Origin of the sequence: Kribbella caucasensis (assembly GCF_004361855.1) — a bacterium.
Lineage (GTDB): Bacteria > Actinomycetota > Actinomycetes > Propionibacteriales > Kribbellaceae > Kribbella > Kribbella caucasensis.
This window is the reverse complement of sequence record NZ_SNWQ01000011.1, coordinates 69,994-87,783: the sequence shown is the minus strand read 5'-3', so window position 1 is coordinate 87,783 and position 17,790 is coordinate 69,994. Positions and strand designations below refer to the sequence as shown.

At 69.1% G+C, this 17,790-nt stretch carries 19 protein-coding genes; 6 read left to right on the top strand and 13 right to left on the bottom strand.

Annotated features, from left to right (window positions below; translation table 11 throughout):
• Nucleotides 1-28: 28 nt before the first annotated feature.
• Nucleotides 29-1,231, bottom strand: coding sequence for a 4-hydroxyphenylpyruvate dioxygenase (gene hppD, locus EV643_RS22670; protein WP_133802121.1), 1,203 nt, complete (start codon nucleotides 1,229-1,231; stop codon nucleotides 29-31).
• Between the two features lie 155 nt (nucleotides 1,232-1,386).
• On the opposite strand from hppD, the gene EV643_RS22665 reads away from it, so the two are divergent.
• Nucleotides 1,387-1,860, top strand: a complete 474-nt coding sequence (locus tag EV643_RS22665) for an Lrp/AsnC family transcriptional regulator (protein WP_133802120.1) — start codon at nucleotides 1,387-1,389, stop codon at nucleotides 1,858-1,860.
• Here the strand turns inward: EV643_RS22665 and EV643_RS22660 are convergent.
• Nucleotides 1,857-2,501 (bottom strand): IclR family transcriptional regulator, encoded by a 645-nt coding sequence (locus tag EV643_RS22660; protein WP_133802119.1) that lies wholly within the window; start codon nucleotides 2,499-2,501, stop codon nucleotides 1,857-1,859. The genes EV643_RS22665 and EV643_RS22660 overlap by 4 nt on opposite strands.
• 55 nt (nucleotides 2,502-2,556) lie before the next feature.
• Between EV643_RS22660 and EV643_RS22655 the strand changes: the two genes are divergently transcribed.
• Nucleotides 2,557-3,279, top strand: a complete 723-nt coding sequence (locus EV643_RS22655; RefSeq protein ID WP_238165729.1) for a hypothetical protein — start codon at nucleotides 2,557-2,559, stop codon at nucleotides 3,277-3,279.
• On the opposite strand, the gene EV643_RS22650 is transcribed toward EV643_RS22655, so the two are convergent.
• Both EV643_RS22650 and EV643_RS22645 read right to left on the bottom strand, forming a co-directional pair.
• Entirely contained in the window at nucleotides 3,276-4,511 is a 1,236-nt protein-coding gene (locus tag EV643_RS22650; protein WP_202869708.1) for an MFS transporter, read from the bottom strand. The two genes, EV643_RS22655 and EV643_RS22650, sit on opposite strands and share 4 nt — an antisense overlap.
• A 36-nt stretch (nucleotides 4,512-4,547) precedes the next feature.
• Nucleotides 4,548-5,276, bottom strand: a complete 729-nt coding sequence (locus EV643_RS22645) for an SDR family oxidoreductase (protein ID WP_133802116.1) — start codon at nucleotides 5,274-5,276, stop codon at nucleotides 4,548-4,550.
• Between the two features lie 102 nt (nucleotides 5,277-5,378).
• Between EV643_RS22645 and EV643_RS22640 the strand changes: the two genes are divergently transcribed.
• On the top strand, nucleotides 5,379-6,221 hold the full coding sequence (locus tag EV643_RS22640; RefSeq protein ID WP_133802115.1) for a helix-turn-helix transcriptional regulator: 843 nt from the start codon (nucleotides 5,379-5,381) through the stop codon (nucleotides 6,219-6,221).
• Here EV643_RS22640 and EV643_RS22635 read toward each other — a convergent pair.
• Nucleotides 6,208-6,969, bottom strand: coding sequence for a phytanoyl-CoA dioxygenase family protein (locus EV643_RS22635; protein WP_133802114.1), 762 nt, complete (start codon nucleotides 6,967-6,969; stop codon nucleotides 6,208-6,210). The genes EV643_RS22640 and EV643_RS22635 overlap by 14 nt on opposite strands.
• 120 nt (nucleotides 6,970-7,089) lie before the next feature.
• On the opposite strand from EV643_RS22635, the gene EV643_RS22630 reads away from it, so the two are divergent.
• Nucleotides 7,090-7,929 (top strand): AraC family transcriptional regulator, encoded by an 840-nt coding sequence (locus EV643_RS22630; RefSeq protein ID WP_133802113.1) that lies wholly within the window; start codon nucleotides 7,090-7,092, stop codon nucleotides 7,927-7,929.
• Nucleotides 7,930-7,988: 59 nt separating this feature from the next.
• Here the strand turns inward: EV643_RS22630 and EV643_RS22625 are convergent, their stop codons facing one another.
• The gene (locus EV643_RS22625; protein WP_133802112.1) at nucleotides 7,989-9,788 is read right to left on the bottom strand and encodes a DEAD/DEAH box helicase; all 1,800 of its coding nucleotides are present in this window, start codon (nucleotides 9,786-9,788) and stop codon (nucleotides 7,989-7,991) included.
• A 51-nt stretch (nucleotides 9,789-9,839) separates the two neighbouring features.
• Nucleotides 9,840-10,073 carry a Uma2 family endonuclease gene (locus tag EV643_RS45800; RefSeq protein WP_238165728.1) on the bottom strand — a complete coding sequence of 78 codons (234 nt, stop codon included), beginning with the start codon at nucleotides 10,071-10,073 and terminating at the stop codon, nucleotides 9,840-9,842.
• 78 nt (nucleotides 10,074-10,151) lie between these two features.
• On the opposite strand from EV643_RS45800, the gene EV643_RS22615 reads away from it, so the two are divergent.
• The gene (locus EV643_RS22615) at nucleotides 10,152-10,421 is read left to right on the top strand and encodes a DUF3039 domain-containing protein (RefSeq protein ID WP_133802110.1); all 270 of its coding nucleotides are present in this window, start codon (nucleotides 10,152-10,154) and stop codon (nucleotides 10,419-10,421) included.
• An 80-nt stretch (nucleotides 10,422-10,501) separates the two neighbouring features.
• Here EV643_RS22615 and EV643_RS22610 read toward each other — a convergent pair whose 3' ends face one another.
• The 3 genes from EV643_RS22610 to EV643_RS22600 are packed head-to-tail and all read right to left on the bottom strand — an operon-like array spanning nucleotide 10,502 to nucleotide 12,851.
• A complete protein-coding gene (locus EV643_RS22610; RefSeq protein ID WP_133802109.1) occupies nucleotides 10,502-11,059 on the bottom strand; it encodes a YqgE/AlgH family protein in 558 nt (185 codons plus the stop codon).
• Nucleotides 11,056-11,424, bottom strand: a complete 369-nt coding sequence (locus tag EV643_RS22605; RefSeq protein WP_238165727.1) for a VanZ family protein — start codon at nucleotides 11,422-11,424, stop codon at nucleotides 11,056-11,058. Before EV643_RS22605 ends, EV643_RS22610 begins: the two co-directional genes overlap by 4 nt.
• Nucleotides 11,421-12,851, bottom strand: coding sequence for an NAD-dependent malic enzyme (locus tag EV643_RS22600; RefSeq protein WP_133802108.1), 1,431 nt, complete (start codon nucleotides 12,849-12,851; stop codon nucleotides 11,421-11,423). The genes EV643_RS22605 and EV643_RS22600 overlap by 4 nt, the downstream gene beginning before the upstream one ends.
• Before the next feature lie 152 nt (nucleotides 12,852-13,003).
• Between EV643_RS22600 and EV643_RS22595 the strand changes: the two genes are divergently transcribed.
• The gene (locus EV643_RS22595) at nucleotides 13,004-13,999 is read left to right on the top strand and encodes a LacI family DNA-binding transcriptional regulator (RefSeq protein ID WP_133802107.1); all 996 of its coding nucleotides are present in this window, start codon (nucleotides 13,004-13,006) and stop codon (nucleotides 13,997-13,999) included.
• Here EV643_RS22595 and EV643_RS22590 read toward each other — a convergent pair.
• Genes EV643_RS22590 through EV643_RS22580 form a run of 3 tightly spaced genes read right to left on the bottom strand, consistent with a single transcriptional unit; the run spans nucleotide 13,996 to nucleotide 17,592 of the window.
• A complete protein-coding gene (locus tag EV643_RS22590) occupies nucleotides 13,996-15,003 on the bottom strand; it encodes a substrate-binding domain-containing protein (RefSeq protein ID WP_133802106.1) in 1,008 nt (335 codons plus the stop codon). The genes EV643_RS22595 and EV643_RS22590 overlap by 4 nt on opposite strands.
• A gap of 13 nt (nucleotides 15,004-15,016) precedes the next feature.
• Nucleotides 15,017-16,039: an ABC transporter permease gene (locus EV643_RS22585; protein WP_133802105.1), complete on the bottom strand. Its 1,023-nt coding sequence runs from the start codon at nucleotides 16,037-16,039 to the stop codon at nucleotides 15,017-15,019.
• Nucleotides 16,036-17,592, bottom strand: a complete 1,557-nt coding sequence (locus tag EV643_RS22580) for a sugar ABC transporter ATP-binding protein (RefSeq protein WP_133802104.1) — start codon at nucleotides 17,590-17,592, stop codon at nucleotides 16,036-16,038. The genes EV643_RS22585 and EV643_RS22580 overlap by 4 nt, the downstream gene beginning before the upstream one ends.
• Nucleotides 17,593-17,790: the final 198 nt, after the last annotated feature.

Sequence of the window (17,790 nt, the reverse complement as noted above, 5' to 3'; positions counted from 1 at the left end):
GTGGGGCGGGGAAGGTATCCAGGGAGGTTCACAGGTTGCCGCGGCGTTCCTGCTCCCGCTCGATCGCCTCGAAGAGGGCCTTGAAGTTGCCCTTGCCGAAGCCGAGCGAGCCGTGCCGCTCGATCAGCTCGTAGAACACCGTCGGCCGGTCGGCGATCGGCTTGGTGAAGATCTGCAGCAGATAGCCGTCCTCGTCCCGGTCGACCAGGATGCCGCGCTTCTTCAGTTCCTCGATCGGCACCCGCACCTTGCCGATCCGGGCCCGCAGCTCCGGGTCGTCGTAGTACGAGTCGGGCGTGTTGAGGAACTCGACGCCGTTGCCGCGCATGATGTCGACGGTGCGCAGGATGTCGTTCGTCGCCAGCGCGATGTGCTGCGCGCCGGCGCCGTCGTAGAACTCCAGGAACTCGTCGATCTGGGACTTCTTCTTCGCGATGGCCGGCTCGTTCAGCGGGAACTTCACCCGGTGGTTGCCGTTGGCGACCACCTTGCTCATCAGCGCGGAGTAGTCGGTGGCGATGTCGTCGCCGATGAACTCCGCCATGTTCACGAAGCCCATCACCTTGTTGTAGAAGGTGACCCACTCGTCCATCTTGCCCAGCTCGACGTTGCCGACCACGTGGTCGACCGCCTGGAACAACCGCTTCGGGTGCCCCTCCGGCCGGGTCACCGCGGTCGTCGCCGCGACGAACCCGGGCAGGTACGGACCGTCGTACCGGCTCCGGTCGATCAGGGTGTGCCGGGTGTCCCCGTACGCCGCGATCGCGGCGCGCCGGATCGTGCCGTGCTCGTCCGACACGTCGTTCGGCTCCTCGATCACGGTCGCACCCATCGCCTGAGCGTGCTTGATGCACCTGTCCACATCGGGTACCTCGAGAGCGAGGTCGGCCACCCCGTCGCCGTGCTTGCGGTGATGGTCGTGCAGCGCGCTCTTCGGGTGGACACCGCCAGTGATCACGAACCGGGCCGAGCCGGCCTTGAGGACGAAGGCCTTGCTGTCTTTGTTGCCCGTCTCTGGGCCGGAGTACGCGACCAGGTCCATCCCGAAGGCGAGCTGGTAGTACTTGGCGGTCTGGGTGGCGTTGCCGACCACGAACACGACGGCGTCCATCGCGTGGACCGGGAACGGGTCGGTGCTCTCGTCGTACGGCACCAGGCCGACGAGCTGCTTCAACTGGTCGAGGTCGAGATCGGCGTCGAGCTCTGTGGGGGTGAGGTCGGTGCTGGTCATCGGGATCCTCCCGGTCAGGGTGTTCGGCTTGACCGTGAGCTTTGTCGGTGGCGGACAGGTTGCGCAACAGAAGCGTTCTTTGCTGGTCAGGTTGTCCGGTATTCTCAGGAGCCTGCTGGACTATTTGGTCAGGCTGCCCGATCGAAGGAGCGAGTATGGCCGGGGTGGACGCGCTGGATGCCCGGATCCTCGACCTGTTCGCCACCGAACCGCGGGTCGGAGTGCTGGAGGCGTCCCGGCGACTCGGCGTCGCGCGCGGCACGGTGCAGGCGCGGCTGGACCGGATGCAGCGCGACGGGGTCGTGCGCGGGTGGGGTCCGGAGATCGACACGGCGGCGATCGGATTCCCGGTGACCGCGTTCGCCACGTTGCAGATCGAGCAGGGGTCGGGGCATACCGCGGTCGCCGCAGCGCTGGCCGGGATCCCGGAGGTGCTGGAGGTCTACACGATCACCGGCGCCGAGGACCTGTGGTGCCGGATCGTCGCCCGCTCGAACGCCGACCTGCAGCGCGTGATCGACCAGGTCGTCATCGTCCGCGGCGTCCAGCGCGCCTCAACCGTGATCGCCCTCGCCGAACAGGTCGCCCACCGAGTCCTACCGCTCGTGCAGGCAGCCACCCGGTCTTAGGCGAGGCGTTTGGCTACTTCTACCGCTGCCCGGGCGACACGGGGGCCGACGAAGTCTCGGTCGAGTTTGCCCAGTACCACGACGCCGATGGACGCCTCGACGCCCGGCACACCCAGAACCGGGGACGACACACCCTGGGCGCCGGCCTGGAGTTCGCCGGAGGTGATCACGAACGGGCGGCCCGCCGGATCCGGTTTGCGCCGGCCGGCCAGGATCGCCTTGCCCGCGGCCCCCTGGTCCAGCGCGTGCCGCGAACCCATCCGGTAGGACACGTGGAAGTCCGTCCAGCTCGGCTCGATCACCGCGATCGCGAGCGCTTCGTCACCATCGGCCACGGTCAGGTGAGCCGTCGCACCGGTGTCCTCGGCCAGCGAGCGCAGCACCGGCAACGCGGCGTCGCGCAGGGTCGGCTGGACGCGGCGGCTGTAGTGCAGCACGGCGAGACCGAGCCGGGCCCGGCCCTCGCTGTCCCGGCGGACCAGCCGGTGCAGTTCGAGCGTGTTGACCAGGCGGTAGACGACGGTCCGGCTGACGCCCAGCGCGGCCGCCAGCTCGGTGATCGAGAGGCCGTCGGGGGCGTCCGCCAGCAACTCGAGGACCGTGAGTCCCCGGTCGAGCGTCTGGGACGTCTCTGCGGGCACTCCCGAAGAGTATCCGTTTTTCGGGCGCGGACCGATGGCCCCGTATCTTGCTGCCGTGCGAAATTACTGGGCGCTCCTCCCCGCCATCGCCGTCTGCGTGGTTCTGATCCTGCTGTACGCGGTACCGACCCTGATCAACCCGCGCTGGACCAGCACCGCGCTCGGCCTGTTCCAGCAGCACCCGGAGGACGGCGAGACCCGGCTCACCCCGAAGCGGATCAAGTCGCGCCGGATGCTCGCCGGCCTGATGGTGCTGGCCGCCCTGGCGCTGGTCGGCTTCAACGTGTCGCTGAACCGGGAGTCGAACGGCTGCTACCAGGTGGCCCAGGCCTGGGGAGCCGGCGACAGCGAGGAGAGCAGGTCCGATCCCTGTATCCACATGCTCTACGGCTCCTTCATCGGCGACGGCAGCGGTGACGTGACCGAGGAGAACCCGCAGCCGGTCACGCAGTACCAGGTGGTCGAGGGCAACAAACCGAAGTACCTGCGCTGGATCCAGAACCGGCCCTCGTACGACGACCTCGACCTGGTCATCGGCGTCGTCGGCACCTGCTCGCTGGACGTGAAGGTGGTCGAGTACGACGAGAAGATCATGGCGGTCTACGACGCCACCGAGCCGTGCCAGCCGGGCGACGACGTCTCCATCCTGTCGATCAAGCTGAAGAAGCCGCTCGGCGACCGCCCGGTCGTCACCGTCGACGACAAACCGATGCAGAAGATCAATCCCGACATGGACTCCTGGCCGACTGTCCTCAAGAAACTCGTCACCGGCGGCTAACTCAGTGCCCTGACCTCTGAGTCGTATTGCCGGAACGGCCTGTTTCGGGCGAGGAGGATGAGCAGGCCGACGATGCAGGCGGTCGCTCCGCCGAGCAGCGCGATCGTCGGGGTGGTGAGCGAGGCCGTCGTACCGGCCACGAAGTCGCCGAGCCTCGGGCCACCGGCGACCACCACGATGAAGACCCCTTGCAGCCGGCCCCGCATCGCGTCCGGTGCGGCCGACTGCAGCACGGTGTTCCGGTACGCCGAACTCACCATGTCGGCGGCACCCGACAACGCGAGCAGCGCGACTCCCAACCAGATCGTCCGGGACAACCCGAACAGCCCGACCGCCAAGGCGTACACGGAGATCGCCACCGCGATCGCGACGCCCTGACGGCGGATCCGGCTCACCCAGCCGGAGAACAGCACCCCCACCAGCGCCCCGATCGCGGGCGCCGCCTGGAGCAGACCGACAGTCCGTACGCCGCCTCCGAAGAAGCTGCCCGCCACCGCGGGAAAGAGTGCACGCGGCTGGGCCAGGACCATGGCGAAGATGTCGGCCAGGAAGGTGGCGAGCAGGGCCGGGGCGGCGCGGAGGAAGGTGAACCCCTCCAGCACCGACCGGATCCCTGCCCGCCGGACCTGACCTGTCGGTGGCACGGGAGGCAGCCTGAACAACGCGTACAGCGCAGCCGTGAACGTGATCACGTCGACCAGGTACGCCGCGGCGAAGCCGTGCCAGGCGATCACCGCTGCCCCGATCAACGGGCCGGCTGTGAAGCCGAGGTTGAAGGCCGCCTGGCTCAGGGTGTTCGCGGCCGGCAGGAGCTCTGGGCGGATCAGTCGCGGGATGATCGCGGCTCGCGCCGGGTTGTTGATCGCGAAACATGCCGACTGGAGCGCGACCACGCCGTACAGGATCCACACCTGGTTCCAGCTCAGCTGCGACTGGACCACCAGCACCATGGACAGCAGCCAGAGTCCGGCACTGCTGGCCAGCGCGAGGGTCCGCCGGTCGATCGCGTCCGCCATCGCCCCGCCGTACAGCCCGAACACGACCAGCGGAACCAGCGAGCAGAGCCCGACCAGGCCGACCGCGAAGGTCGACTCGGTCAGCGCGTACACCTGGATCGACACGGTGACCGCGGTCATCTGCTGCCCGAGCTGCGAGACCGTGGACCCGACCCACAACCTGCGGAAGTCGGCCGACTCCCGCAGCGGGCGGATATCGGTCAGCAGACGGGCCACCCTGGCAATCTATGTCATGACCTAACCACCCGGCCCTTACCAGGGGAGGCGGCCGGTGTCGGTGTGGACCTCGGCGGTTGGGCCGTCGGCGGGAACGGTTGCCAGGTGGACGGCGACCGCGGCGCCCTGGGAGGCGGTGCGGGGTGCGTCCCATCCGCCCATTTCGGTTGCGCAGTTGCCGGGGTCGGCGGCGTTGACCAGGATGTCCGTGCCGCGGAGCTCATTGGCAAGCATCACCGTGACCATGTTCGCCGCGGCCTTGGAGGAGTTGTAGCCGAGGGTGCGCACGGTCGACATCCGCGAGGCCGGATCCGCGACCTGGGTGAACGAGGCCAGCGAGGTGGACAGGTTGACGATCCGCGCGCCCGGTGCCTTGCGGATCAGCGGGAGCAGTTCCTGGGTGACGCCGACCAGGCCGATCACGTTGGTCTCGAACGCCTGCCGCAGTACATTCGCCGCGATCTCGGAGACGGCCGTGTCGCCCTCGGGGATGATCGCCGCGTTGTTGACCAGTACGTCGAGCCGTCCGTGTTCGGCCTCGACCCATTTCGCGGCGGCGCGGATGGACTCCGGGTCGTTCACGTCCAGCTGGATGGCTGTGACGTCGAGACCATCCTCGGCCAGTTCCTTGGCGACGGCCTGAACCCGGCCGAGATCCCGGGAGCCGAGCAGCACGGTCTGGCCGAGCTCCGCGAGTTGCCGGGCGATCTCCCGGCCGATTCCCCTACTGGCGCCTGTGACGAGGGCGATCTTGTGGTTGCTCATGGCATCCAGGTTGTGGTGGTCCAGCGGTGCGCGGCAGAGCGGGTTGAGCCTGGGATCGGGAGTCCCTCCCTGGCCTGCGAGCTTCCTGAGATCCTGGGAGGCATGGACCGAGGACAGCTGGCCGACTTCCTCCGGATCCGCCGTGAGCGGCTCCGGCCGGCGGACGTCGGTCTGCCCGCCGGCCTCCGGCGCCGTACGCCGGGGCTGCGGCGCGAGGAGGTCGCCACGCTCGCGACCATGTCGACCGACTACTACACCCGGCTCGAACAGGGTCGTGGCCCTCGTCCGTCGCGTCCGGTGCTGACCGGTCTGGCCCGCGCGCTCCGGTTGTCCGCCGACGAGCGCGATCACTTGTTCCGGCTCGCCGGCGAACAACCTGACCCGTTGCCGGGACCACCTTCCGACGTCCGGACCGGCGTACTGCGGATGCTCGCGCGGCTCGACGTACCGGGTGTGGTGCTCGACGCGAAGTACGACGTCCTGGCGTGGAATCCGTTGGCGGCGGCGTTGCTCGGGGACTTCTCGGCGGTACCGGCGCGGGAGCGGAACCTGCTGCGCCTGCGCTTCCTCGGTGGGACGAGGCAGCAGGAACTCTTCGGCAAGGAGGCGACCGAGGAGTGGGCGCGGGAGACCGCCGCGGATCTGCGTGCGGCGACCGGCAAGTTCCCCGATGACCCCTCGATCGCGGCCCTGGTTGACGACCTGCTCGCTGGCAGCAAGGAGTTCGCCAGGATCTGGGCCCTGCACGAGGTCGCCACCCAGCAGAGCATGTGCCAGACCATCCACCATCCGGTCGTCGGCCGCATCGACGTGATCTGCGAGATCCTGCTCATCCCCGAACGCGACCAGCGGGTCGTCCTCTACACCGCCGACCCCGGCTCCCCCTCCGACCAGGCGATCCGCCTCCTCGACGTGATCGGCACCCAGGACCTCACCCCTCGCTGACCCGGGGGAACAACTCGTGTTCGAGCGGCTCCCCCACGGTCAGGCCGAGGCCGTCCGTGACGACATGCGGCGCTCCCGTGTACGTCGTGTCGGCGTCGATGAAGATCGCCACGTGCGCAACCCGCGGGTCGTCGGTCAGGTTGGGCGTCGCCGAGTGGGCCAGGTACGCGTTGTGGAACGTGCAGTCCCCGGCCCGTAGTGGAATCGTCAGCCGCTCCTCCCACTGCAACTCGGGTGCCGCCCGGAACAGGTCGTGGGAGTCGGACAGATCCTGCTTGCGCAACTCCCGCAGCCGCTGCGATCCCGGGATGAAGGTCATGCACCCGCGCTCGACCGGGACGTCGACCAGCGCGATCCAGGCCGACAGCGCGTGCCGTGAGCCGGCATGCGGCCAGTACGGCGCGTCCTGGTGGAACTCCGTCGCCGCCCCGTTGTGCGGCGACTTGATCAGCACCTGGTCATGCCACAGCCGGAGCGGTACGCCGGCCAGCGCGGTCGCCACCTTCGCCAGCCGGGAGTCGAGGGTGAGTTCGCGCAGCACCGGATCCTGTTGCCAGATGTTGACGTACTGGTTGAAGATCGCCGACTCGGCCGCGTTGTCGGCCGCGGTCCGGACGGCGGCGCTGGCCGCGTCCCGGAAGCGGTCCGCCTCGGCCCGGCCGATGATGCCGCCGATCCGGACGACACCGTCGCGGCGATAGGCGGAAATGGTCTCGTCGTCGAGAATCTTGGGCTCGATCATGGTCATCTGCACTCCCTGGGAATCCGTTGTCGGTAAGGTCTTTTCAGGGTCTCGCCGGCGTATCTGGCTGGACAGCAGGCAGTGATCCAGTTCTTGGACGATCTTGACCTTCAGGTGGGACGCGACGTGCACGAGATCCTTCGCTCCGAGGTGTTCACGGAGCAGCTACCGGTGGCCGCCGAGCGGATCCGCCTCCGCGCTGACGTGGCGTCCCACGGCCACGCGTTCTTCGAGATCGCTGTGGTCTTGGCCGGCCGGGCCACCCACGTCTCGACCGGAGGCGAGGCCATACTCCGGCGCGGCTCGGTCGTCGTACTCCGGCCCGGCGAGTGGCACGGCTACAGCCACTGCCGCGAACTGGTGTTGCACAACACGTACGTCGGCGCCGACGTGTTCACCCGCGAGCTGGCCTGGATCGCGGGTGACCCGCAGCTCGGCCGGATCTTCCAGCCTCCGCACCGGCACCCGTCGGAGCGGCTGACCATCCAGCTGACCGAGACCACCGTCCGACAGGTCGACGGATGGTGCACTGCTCTCGCGGATGACCCTCAGCCCGCGTCCAGGCTCGGGCACCTCACGCTGCTTGCGGGCGCCCTGGCCACCGGTGATCAGCCGTTGCACCGGCCCGATCCGGCGCACCCGGCCGTACAGCAGGCGATGCGGATGCTGGAGGCAACCATCGATCGGCCGTGGACGTTGACCGAACTGGCGACCGAGGTGAACCTCGCGCCCGGGTACCTGGTTCGCCTGTTCGGCCGATCGGTCGGCGTGTCGCCGATGGCCTACCTGCAACGCATCCGGGCCGAGCGTGCCGCCGCCCTGCTGATCGAGACCGACCTGCCGATGGCCACGATCGGCGCCCTGGTCGGCTGGCCCGACCCAAGCCACGCCAGCCGCCGCTTCCGCGCCTGCTTCGCAATGAGCCCCCTGCAGTACCGCTCAGCCTTCCGCCCAGCCCAGCGGTAACAACAGCCCCGGGCTCACCGGCTGCAACCGTGGGCTGTGGGCGGGTGGGTTGTGGAGGTTCAGGCTCGGCGTTGGGTGGCCCAGTCTCGGATCAGTTCTATCCGCTCGCGGAGTTGGGTGGAGGAGGCGTGGGCGGCGGCTGGGCCGCCGAGTTTGCGGCGGAGGTCGTTGTGGATGACGCCGTGGGGCTGGCCGGTGCGGTGGTGCCAGGCGGCGACCAGGCCGTTGAGTTCGCGGCGGAGCAGGGCGATCTGCTCGTGCGTGGCGAGCTCGGTCGGGGTCGGGTCCTCCTTGTCGCTGACCGTCCGCTGCGAGCGCTTCTGCTGGGCGATGGACTTGGCCTGTCGTTCGCGGAGGAGCTCGCGGACCTGGTCGGGCTCGAGCAGGCCGGGCAGACCGAGGAAGTCGAGCTCCTCGTCGGAGGCGAGCTCACCACCGGTCCCGTAGTCACCACCGTCGAACACCACCCGGTCGAAGCTCGCGTCCGACCCGAGCGCCTCGAACTTCGCATCGAGGTCGTCGCCGGCGCCCTCGGTCTTGTTCGCCTGGGCGATCAGGTCGTCCTCGAGCCCGAAGATGTCACCGTCTTCCCTGCTGTTCTTCCGGCCGAGCACGTGGTCCCGCTCGGCCTCCATGTCGGCGGCGAAGCTCAGCAACCGCGTCACCGACGGCACGAACACCGACGCCGTCTCACCCCGCTTCCGGGCCCGGACGAACCGACCGACCGCCTGGGCGAAGAACAGCGGCGTCGACGTCGGCGTCGCGTAGACCCCGACCGCGAGCCGGGGTACGTCGACTCCCTCGCTCACCATCCGGACCGCGACCATCCAGCGCTGCTCGCCCTCGGAGAACTTGGCGATCTTCTTGCTCGCCGCCTTCTCGTCGGACAGGACGACTGTCGGCGCCTCACCGGTCAGCTCGCGGAGCACCTTCGCGTACGCCCGGGCCGTGTTCTGGTCGCCGGAGATGACGAGCCCGCCCGCGTCCGGCATGTGCCGCCGGACCTCGGTCAACCGCTTGTCCGCGGCCGACAACACGGCCGGCATCCACTCTCCGGTCGGGTCGAGCGCGGTACGAAGTGCCTGCGCGGTCAGGTCCTTCGTCAGCGGCTCGCCCAGTCGCGCGGCCACCTCGTCCCCGGCCTTGGTCCGCCAGCGCATCTCGCCGGAGTACGACATGAAGATGACCGGCCGGACGACGTGGTCGCGCAGCGCGTGCCCATAGCCGTACGTGTAGTCCGCTTTACTCCGAGCGACGCCGCCGGGCCCCTCCTCGTACGTGACGAACGGGATCGGGTTGTCGTCGCTGCGAAACGGCGTCCCGGTCAGCGCGAGCCGACGGGTGGCCGGCTCGAACGCCTCGCGGACACCGTCACCCCAGCTGAGCGCGTCGCCGCCGTGGTGTACCTCATCGAGGATCACCAGGGTGCGGAGCCGCTCGGTCCGGACCCGAAAGGCCAGCGGGTTGACCGCGACCCCGGCGTAGGTGACGGCGACACCCTGGAAGTCCTTGTTCGTCTTGCCGCGCCGGCCCGCGAACGCCGGGTCGATCGCGATCCCGGCCCGGTCGGCCGCCTCGGCCCACTGGACCTTGAGGTGCTCGGTCGGCGTCACCACAGTGACCCGCTCGATCACCCGGCGGTGCAGCAACTCGGACGCGACCGTCAGCGCGAACGTGGTCTTGCCCGCGCCCGGCGTCGCGACCGCCAGGAAGTCCTTCGGCTGCTGGTCCAGATAGAGCTTGAGCGCCTCCGCCTGCCAGGCCCGCAGCTTGCTCGCCGTACCCCAGGCGGCGCGGTCCGGGTAGGCCGGAGGGAGCACGGCTGGTGTTGCGGGCGCGTGCGAATCCACGGACGGCATACTCCCCCGATAGTCGACTGTCGGCCGGGCAGGAACGTTACCTGAGATCGGTTACAAGATCAGATCGGCGGGCACCACCTGGACGTCGTACGGGCTGCTGAGGTCCGCCGGTTCGTCGCCGGTGACCATCGCGACCTGCGCATATGCCCCGTCCCGCATCTCCCACGCGGTCAGGCTCGGCGTGTCGGGATCCACCACCCAGTACGCCGGGCAGCCGGCCTCCTCGAAGATCTTCCGCTTCAACGTCAGGTCGAACCCCCGAGTACTCGGCGACAGGACCTCCACTGCCGCTAACTGCCCCGGCGATCTCCCCGGTTGTGGAAAAACTCCTGGTTGGCGGCGGAGGCGACCTACACTCGGGGGATGAGCACTCAGCTGACCCCTGGCGCGGAGACGATTCTCGACGAGCGCACCCAGACGTCGCTGGAAGAAGGCGATCACGAGCGGTTCTCCCATTACGTGCCGAAGGACAAGCTGACCGAGGCGATGGTGATGGGCACACCGGTGGTCGCCTTGTGCGGCAAGGTCTGGGTCCCGAGCCGGGATCCGCAGAAGTTCCCCGTCTGCCCGGAGTGCAAGGAGATCTGGGATTCCCTCAACCCCGGCGAGGGCGACGGCGAGGGCGACGACTGACAGCAAAGCTCGCGGGCCGGGACGACAGCACGGCCCGCGAGGCGGTCAGTTCTGCGGCGAGGCGGTGTGCGGCGAGGCGGTCAGTTCTGCGTGGGGTCGTCCGGGTAGGTCGCCAGGTACGCCATCTGGTCGTTCTGCCGGCGTAGCACCCGGCGCCAGAGGTTCTCGGGCTGGATGCTGAACACGTCGTCGGGTTCGGACGGTACGACGTACCAGGCGCCCTCGGTGATCTCACCCTCGAGCTGGCCGCTGGACCAGCCCGCGTAGCCGGCGAAGATGCGCATCCGCTGGATCGCGCCCTCGAGCAGCGCCGGCGGCACGTCCAGGTCGATCAGCCCGATCCGGCCGAAGCACTCGCGCCAGCCGGGCGGATCGGCGGACTCGATCACCTCGGCCACGGCGAGCGCGCTGTCCGTTCCGACCGGGCCGCCCATGAACAGGACGCCCGGCTCGTTCACGGTCGCGGACCAGTCGGGCAGGACGCGGTCCACGGACAGGTCGGCGGCCCGGTTCACCACGACACCGAGTGCGCCGTCATCGTCGTGGTCGAGCAGCAGGATGACCGAGCGGCGAAAGGGCGGCTCGTCGAGCAGGGGGGTCGCCACCAGCAGCGAACCGGTCAGGGTCGAGGCCGTCATGTGCCCATCATGTCGTGCTCAGACGCATTTGTACTGCGGCCCCCGCGAAACCAGAGCCAGGCGCCGACCGCAACTCCGAACAGGTCCGCCAACACATCCAGCGGATCGCCACTGCGCTGCGGCAACGAGTAATGCTGGACGATCTCGCTGATCACCGCGTTCGCGGCCAGCAAACCGAGCAACCAGCGCGCCGGTACGCCGACCCGCAGACCGAGGTACGCCACCACCGCGAAGATCAGCAGGTGGGCGATCTTGTCCGCCTGCGGGATGCCCACGTCGGACCCGGCCTGCCGCGGCGCGTACAGGCCGTACAGCTGGATCAGGCAGGCCAGGACGAACCCGGCCCGCCACAACCAGCGTCTCAAAGTGTCGGGTGGTCGTCCGGGAAGTGTTCGCCGACCGGGGCCTTGCCGCCTGCCGCGTCCCGGACGGCGTGCGCCACCATCGTGTGCACCTCCGGGTGGAAGACGCTCGGCACGATGTAGCTCGCGTTCAGCTCGTCGTCGGTGACCACACCGGCCAGCGCCTTCGCGGCGGCCAGCTCCATCTCGATCGACACCTTCGTCGAGTGCGCGTCCAGCAGACCGCGGAACACCCCTGGGAAGACCAGCACGTTGTTGATCTGGTTCGGGAAGTCGCTCCGGCCGGTCGCCACCACGGCCGCGTGCTCGCCGGCCGCGGCCGGGTCGATCTCCGGATCCGGGTTCGCCAGCGCGAACACGATCGAGGAGGCGTTCATCGTGGCGATGTCCTCGCCGGTCAGGATGTTCGGCGCGGACACCCCGATGAACACGTCCGCCCCGGCCAGCGCGCCCTTCAGGTCACCGCTGTACTTCGCCGCGTTGGTGTTCTCCGCGATCCAGCGCAGCTCCGGCGACAGCCCGTCCCGGTCGAGGTGGATGACACCGGCGATGTCGGCGACGATCGCGTCCTTCACCCCGGCCGCGATCAGCAGCTTGAGGATCGCGGTACCGGCCGCGCCGGCGCCCGACATCACCACCCGTACGCCGCTGATGTCCTTGCCGACCACGCGAAGCGCGTTGTAGAGCGCGGCCAGTACGACGATCGCCGTACCGTGCTGGTCGTCGTGGAAGACCGGGATGTCGAGTTCCTCGCGAAGCTTGGCCTCGATCTCGAAGCAGCGCGGCGCCGAGATGTCCTCCAGGTTGATCCCGGCGAAGCCCGGCGCGATCGCCTTGACGACCGCGATGATCGCCTCCGTGTCTTGGGTGTCCAGGCACAGCGGCCAGGCGTCGATCCCGGCGAACCGCTTGAACAGGGCCGCCTTGCCCTCCATCACCGGCAGCGCGGCCTTCGGGCCGATGTTGCCCAGGCCGAGCACGGCCGAGCCGTCGGTGACCACGGCGACGCTGTTCCGCTTGATGGTCAGCCGGCGGGCGTCCTCGGGGTTCTCGGCGATCGCCAGGCAGACCCGGGCAACGCCCGGCGTGTAGATCATCGACAGATCGTCGCGGTTGCGGATCGGGTGCTTGGCCTCCATCGAGATCTTGCCCCCGAGGTGCATCAGGAAGGTCCGGTCGGAGACCCGGGCGATCTCCACCCCGGGGACCGCGCGCATCACCTCGACCAGCCGGCCGGCGTGCGCGGTGTCCGCCGCGGCGCAGGTGACGTCGATCCGCAGCCGCTCGTGGCCGGAGGCGGTGACGTCGAGCGCGGTGACCAGGCCGCCGGCCTGCTCGACCGCGGTGGTCAGTTTGCTCACCGTCGAGCCGCCCGCGGGCACCTCGAGGCGGACGGTGATGGAGTAGGAAACGCTCGGCAAGGCAGTCACGCCCGCGATCTTCTCACGACGCTCCAACCGGTCCCGAGTTACGTACATTGCGTGCACGCCGGTGGCTCCCCGCGTCCGCTACCCGGTGCCCACGCCCTGGCTGGGTAATCCTTTACCGGGCCGCTATCGTCAGCACCGGCAGAGGAGGAAGCATGGCCACAATCAGCGATGTCGCAGCGCTCGCCGGGGTCTCCACGGCCACCGTGTCCCGGGCGCTGAACGGCAAGGCCACGGTCGACCGCGAACTGGTCGCGCGGGTCCAGCAGGCCGCCGACGAGCTCGGCTACCGCCCGAACGGCCCGGCCCGGAACCTGCGCCGCCAGGAGGCCGCGGTGGTCGCGCTGATCATCTCCGACGTGGAGAACCCGTTCTTCACCGCGATCGCCCGCGGTGTCGAGGACGTCGCGCACGAGGTCGGCTACTCGGTGGTTCTGTGCAATTCCGACGAGAACGCCGAGAAGGAGAGCCGCTACATCGATGTGGCGATCCAGGAGCGCGTCGCCGGCGTGATCCTCTCCCCGACCGGTACGACGTCGTCGGTGGACAAGCTCGCGGCCCGCGGTACCGCGTTCGTCGCCGTCGACCGCCCGCTTCCGCAGCAGGACAGCGACGTGGTCCTGGTCGACACCCGGCTCGCGGCCCGGCAGGCGACCGACCACTTGATTGCCCAGGGCTACGACCGGGTCGGCTGCATCACCGGACCAGCAGGCGTCCGTACTGCGGACGACAGGCTCGCGGGGTATCGCGACGCGCTGAAGTCCGCCAAGCGTCCGAGTTCAACCAAGCTGGTCCGGCGGACGGAGTACAAGGCGGCCGGTGCGCACAAGGCGGCCGCGGAGCTGATGAGCCAGCCCGATCCGCCCGACGCGCTCCTGGTCGCGAACTCCGCGATGGCGGTCGGCGTCCTCCAGGCTCTACGGGAACAGGGGGTTCGCCCAGGTCGTGACGTCGGGATCGTTGCCTTCGACGACGCGCCCTGGGCCGAACCGGTGGATCCGCCGTTGTCGGTCGTCGCCCAGCCGGCGTACGAGATCGGCACCGTGGCGGCAAGGTTGCTGCTGGCAAGAATCGCCGACAGCACCCGTACCGCCACCACGACCACCCTGGGAGCCCGCCTGATCGAACGCGGCAGCTCCCATCGCACCTAGCCCGTGGGGTTCTCCTCGGCGTAGATGGCGGCCGCGTTCGCCTTGTCGATGAGGCGGGTCGGCAGGGTCTGGGTCTTGTCGATGGTGGTGCAGTCGACGAGGAGCTTCTTCGCCGCGGCGATCGCTTCCTTGCCGTTGGTCGGGTAGGTGAACGTCGCCGTCAGCCGGCCCTGTTCGACCGCCTTGATGCCGCCGGACGGGATCGGCAGCGCGTCGATGCCGATGAACTTCATCTCCTTCTCCCGGCCGACCGCCTTCGCCGCCAGGTACGCGCCCTCGGCCATCGGGTCGTTGTGCGCGTAGACCACGTCGATCTTCGGGTTCGCCTTGAGCAGCGCGTCCATCTGCGCCTGCCCCTTCTCCCGCAACCAGTCGCCGCTCGCGGTCGCGATGATCTTGATCTTCGGGTTCGCGGCGATCCCGGTCGCGAAGCCCTGGTTCCGCTCGGCCTGCGGGGTCGCGCCGGCCAGGCCCTTGAGCTCGACCACGGTGCCGCCGTTCGGGAGCACCTTCTCGGCGACGTACTTGCCGGCCTCGGTGCCGATCTGCACGTTGTCGCCGCCGATGAACCCGGTGTACGCGTCACCCTCGACCTTGCGGTCCAGCACGAGCACCGGGATGCCCTTGTCGTACGCCTTCTTCACCACCGCGGTCAGCGGTTTGGCCTCGTTCGGGCTGATGATCAGCAGGTCGATCTGCTGGGTGATGTAGTTCTCCACGTCGGCGACCTGTTTGGCGTTGTCCTGCGCCGCGTCGGCGAACTTCACCTCGAACTGCGGCACCTCGGCGGCCGCCGCCTTGATGTCGTCGTCCATCCGCTGCCGGTACGGCTCGGCCACGTTGGCCTGACTCATTCCGATCACATACTTGCCATCGGCACCTTTGCACGCCTTGGCTCCCTGCGCGGACGGCTGGTCGGAGGTTCTCTCGCTGGTCGTCCCACAACCGGCGAGGACCAGCGCGGCAACGGCCGCGGCGGCAAGGGGCAGCTTGAGGTTTCGCATGAAGGACCTTTCCTCACGAAGTGGGCCTGAGCCGTTGCAGCGCGGCCGCGGCAACGATCACGAGTCCCTTGATCAGGAGCTGGATGTTCGAGTCGATGTTGTTCAGGGCAAGGATGTTGTTCAGTACGCCGAGCAGCAGCGCACCCGCGACGGTCCCGGCCACCGATCCCCGGCCGCCGGCCAGACTGGTCCCGCCGATCACGACCGCGGCGATCGCGTCCAGCTCGTACCCGATCCCGTCGTTCGGGCTGCCCTGGTTCAGCTGGACCGCGTGCACGATGCCGGCCAGCGCAGCGAGCAACCCGCAGACCGCGAACACGGCGATCTTCACCCGGGTCACCGGCACGCCCGACAACCGAGCCGCCTTCTCGTTACCGCCCACGGCGTACAGGTGCCGGGAGAACGCGCTGACCCGGAGGAACACGACGGCCGCGATCGCCACCACCGCGAAGATCAGCACCGGGATCGGGACCAGCCCGCCGAAGGTCCGCTCGCCCAGGATCGCGAACGATTCCGGCGCCTCGTCCGGCCCGTCGCCGTACGCGATCGCGACGCCCTGACCGTCGGACCAGATCCGGGCCAGCCCGCGCGCTATCTGCAGTCCGGCCAATGTCACGATGAACGACTGGATCCCGATCATCGACGTCGCCATCCCCTGCAGCGCGCCGAAGACCAAGCCGATCAGCAGCACCACGACGACCGACGGCAGGAAACCCCAGTCGCTCTCCACCATCAGCACGGCCGAGCCGACCGCGGCCAGCCCGAGTACGGCGCCGACGGACAGGTCGATCCCGCCGATCAGGATCACGAACGTCATCCCGACCGCGATGATCCCGATCTCCGACACGGCCCGGACCACGTTGGCCAGGTTGTCCGCGCTGACGAACAGGATCTGGCCGTCGCGCCGGGGCGAGAAGATGATCGCCGCGACGAACACCGCCAGCAGCCCGAACACGCTCTGGAACCGGAACAGCGTCGCCACCACGCCACCGCCCGTCTCGGCGATCGCGGCCGGCTTGTCCTGTACGTCGGTCACAGTGGCCCTCCGACCTGTTCGAACACGGCTCCTTCTCCCATCGCGGCGGCGAGCAGATCGCCTTCACCCGAATCGGCGGTACTGAACGAAGCCACGTCCCGCCCGTCCCGCAGTACGACGACCCGGTCGCAGACCCCGACCAGCTCGGGCAACTCCGACGAGGCCAGCAGTACGCCGAGTCCCTGGCCGGCCAGTTCGCCGAGCAACCGGTAGATCTCCGCCTTCGCGCCGATGTCGACCCCACGAGTCGGCTCGTCCAACAGCAACAGCTTCGGTGCCGTCAGCAACATCCGGCCGAACACGACCTTCTGCTGGTTGCCGCCCGACAACGTGCCGACCTCGTCCTGCAGCCGGCCGAACTTCAGCCGCAACCGATCCGCCATCCGGACCGACGCGGCCCGCTCCCGCCGCCGCCCGACCACACCGAACCGCCCGTACTGCGGGACGCTGGAGAGCACCGTGTTCGCCAGGATCGAGTGGAACAACACCAACCCCGAAGCGCGCCGGTCCTCGGGCACGAACCCGATCCCGCGAGCCAGCGCGTCCCGTGGACCACGCGGGCGGATCTCCTTGCCCTGCAGGAGAATCCGGCCGGATCGCGGGCCACCCGGCGCCACGCCGTACAGGGTCTCGAGGAGTTCGGTCCGGCCCGCGCCGAGGAGTCCGGCCAGGCCGACGATCTCGCCGGCGCGGACCGTCAGCGAGATCCCGGCGGGGTCGCGGCGGCCGGGACGATGGCGGCGCGGGGTGAGGGCGAGGTCCTCGACCCGGAGGAGTTCGTCGCCGGTCGCGGCGTCGGGGGTGGTGAACATGGTCTGGACGGGGCGGCCGACCATCGCCTCGACCACTTCGGCGGTACTGAGCTTGCGTGGATCGAAGCTGGTCACCACCTCGCCGTTGCGTAGCACCGTGGCTCGGTCGGCGACCTGGGCGATCTCCTCCATCCGATGGCTGATGTAGACGATGCCGACGCCGGCCCGGCGAAGTTCGCGGATCACCACGAACAGCCGCTCGACCTCGGACGTGGTCAGCGCGGAGGTGGGCTCGTCCATGATCAGGACGCGGGCGTCGAGCGAGATCGCCTTCGCGATGGTGACGAGTTGCTGCTCGCCGACCCGGAGTTCGCCGACCGGGCGACGGGGATCGAGGCGGACGCCGCTGCGTTCGAGGAGGGCCCGGGCCTCGCGATCCATCCGTCGCCGGTCGACTGTGCGCCAGGGGGTGCGCAGTTCACGGCCGAGGAAGATGTTGTCGGCCACCGACAGGCCGGGGACCAGGTCGAGTTCCTGGTGGATCATCGCGATGCCGGCCGCCTGCGCGTCGGTCGGACCGCCGAAGCTCACCGGCTCGTCGTTGATCCGGATCTCACCGTCGTAGTCGGTGACGTCGCCGGACAGGATCTTCATCAACGTGCTCTTGCCGGCGCCGTTCTCGCCCAGCAGCGCATGCACCTCGCCCGCGCCGAGGCTGAAGTCGACCTCGCGGCAGGCCCGTACCCCGCCGTACCGCTTGCCGATCCGGGCCATCCGGACCAGCGCGGCCACCTCGGCCATGGCACCTCCGCAAGCAGGCGAGTAATCGATTTCCCGGACGCTAGACCCGCCCTCGCCGCACCGTCAACCCCTGAGCCCCACCCCACGGGAAATCGATATCAGACACTTGCCCGGAGTCGCCCCGGACGGCCAAGCCATCACAATCGGCCGATTGCGCCGTCCCCCACGCTCAGGGCGGCCCGCCAGCTCGCATTGTGA

What these genes read in the sequence shown, in the direction of transcription:
- hppD (WP_133802121.1), bottom strand. Translation starts at nt 1,231, where the DNA reads ATGACCAGCACCGACCTCACCCCCACAGAGCTCGACGCCGATCTCGAC.
- EV643_RS22665 (WP_133802120.1), top strand. Translation starts at nt 1,387, where the DNA reads ATGGCCGGGGTGGACGCGCTGGATGCCCGGATCCTCGACCTGTTCGCC.
- EV643_RS22645 (WP_133802116.1), bottom strand. Translation starts at nt 5,276, where the DNA reads ATGAGCAACCACAAGATCGCCCTCGTCACAGGCGCCAGTAGGGGAATC.
- EV643_RS22640 (WP_133802115.1), top strand. Translation starts at nt 5,379, where the DNA reads ATGGACCGAGGACAGCTGGCCGACTTCCTCCGGATCCGCCGTGAGCGG.
- EV643_RS22635 (WP_133802114.1), bottom strand. Translation starts at nt 6,969, where the DNA reads ATGACCATGATCGAGCCCAAGATTCTCGACGACGAGACCATTTCCGCC.
- EV643_RS22625 (WP_133802112.1), bottom strand. Translation starts at nt 9,788, where the DNA reads ATGCCGTCCGTGGATTCGCACGCGCCCGCAACACCAGCCGTGCTCCCT.
- EV643_RS22615 (WP_133802110.1), top strand. Translation starts at nt 10,152, where the DNA reads ATGAGCACTCAGCTGACCCCTGGCGCGGAGACGATTCTCGACGAGCGC.
- EV643_RS22610 (WP_133802109.1), bottom strand. Translation starts at nt 11,059, where the DNA reads ATGACGGCCTCGACCCTGACCGGTTCGCTGCTGGTGGCGACCCCCCTG.
- EV643_RS22595 (WP_133802107.1), top strand. Translation starts at nt 13,004, where the DNA reads ATGGCCACAATCAGCGATGTCGCAGCGCTCGCCGGGGTCTCCACGGCC.
- EV643_RS22590 (WP_133802106.1), bottom strand. Translation starts at nt 15,003, where the DNA reads ATGCGAAACCTCAAGCTGCCCCTTGCCGCCGCGGCCGTTGCCGCGCTG.
- EV643_RS22580 (WP_133802104.1), bottom strand. Translation starts at nt 17,592, where the DNA reads ATGGCCGAGGTGGCCGCGCTGGTCCGGATGGCCCGGATCGGCAAGCGG.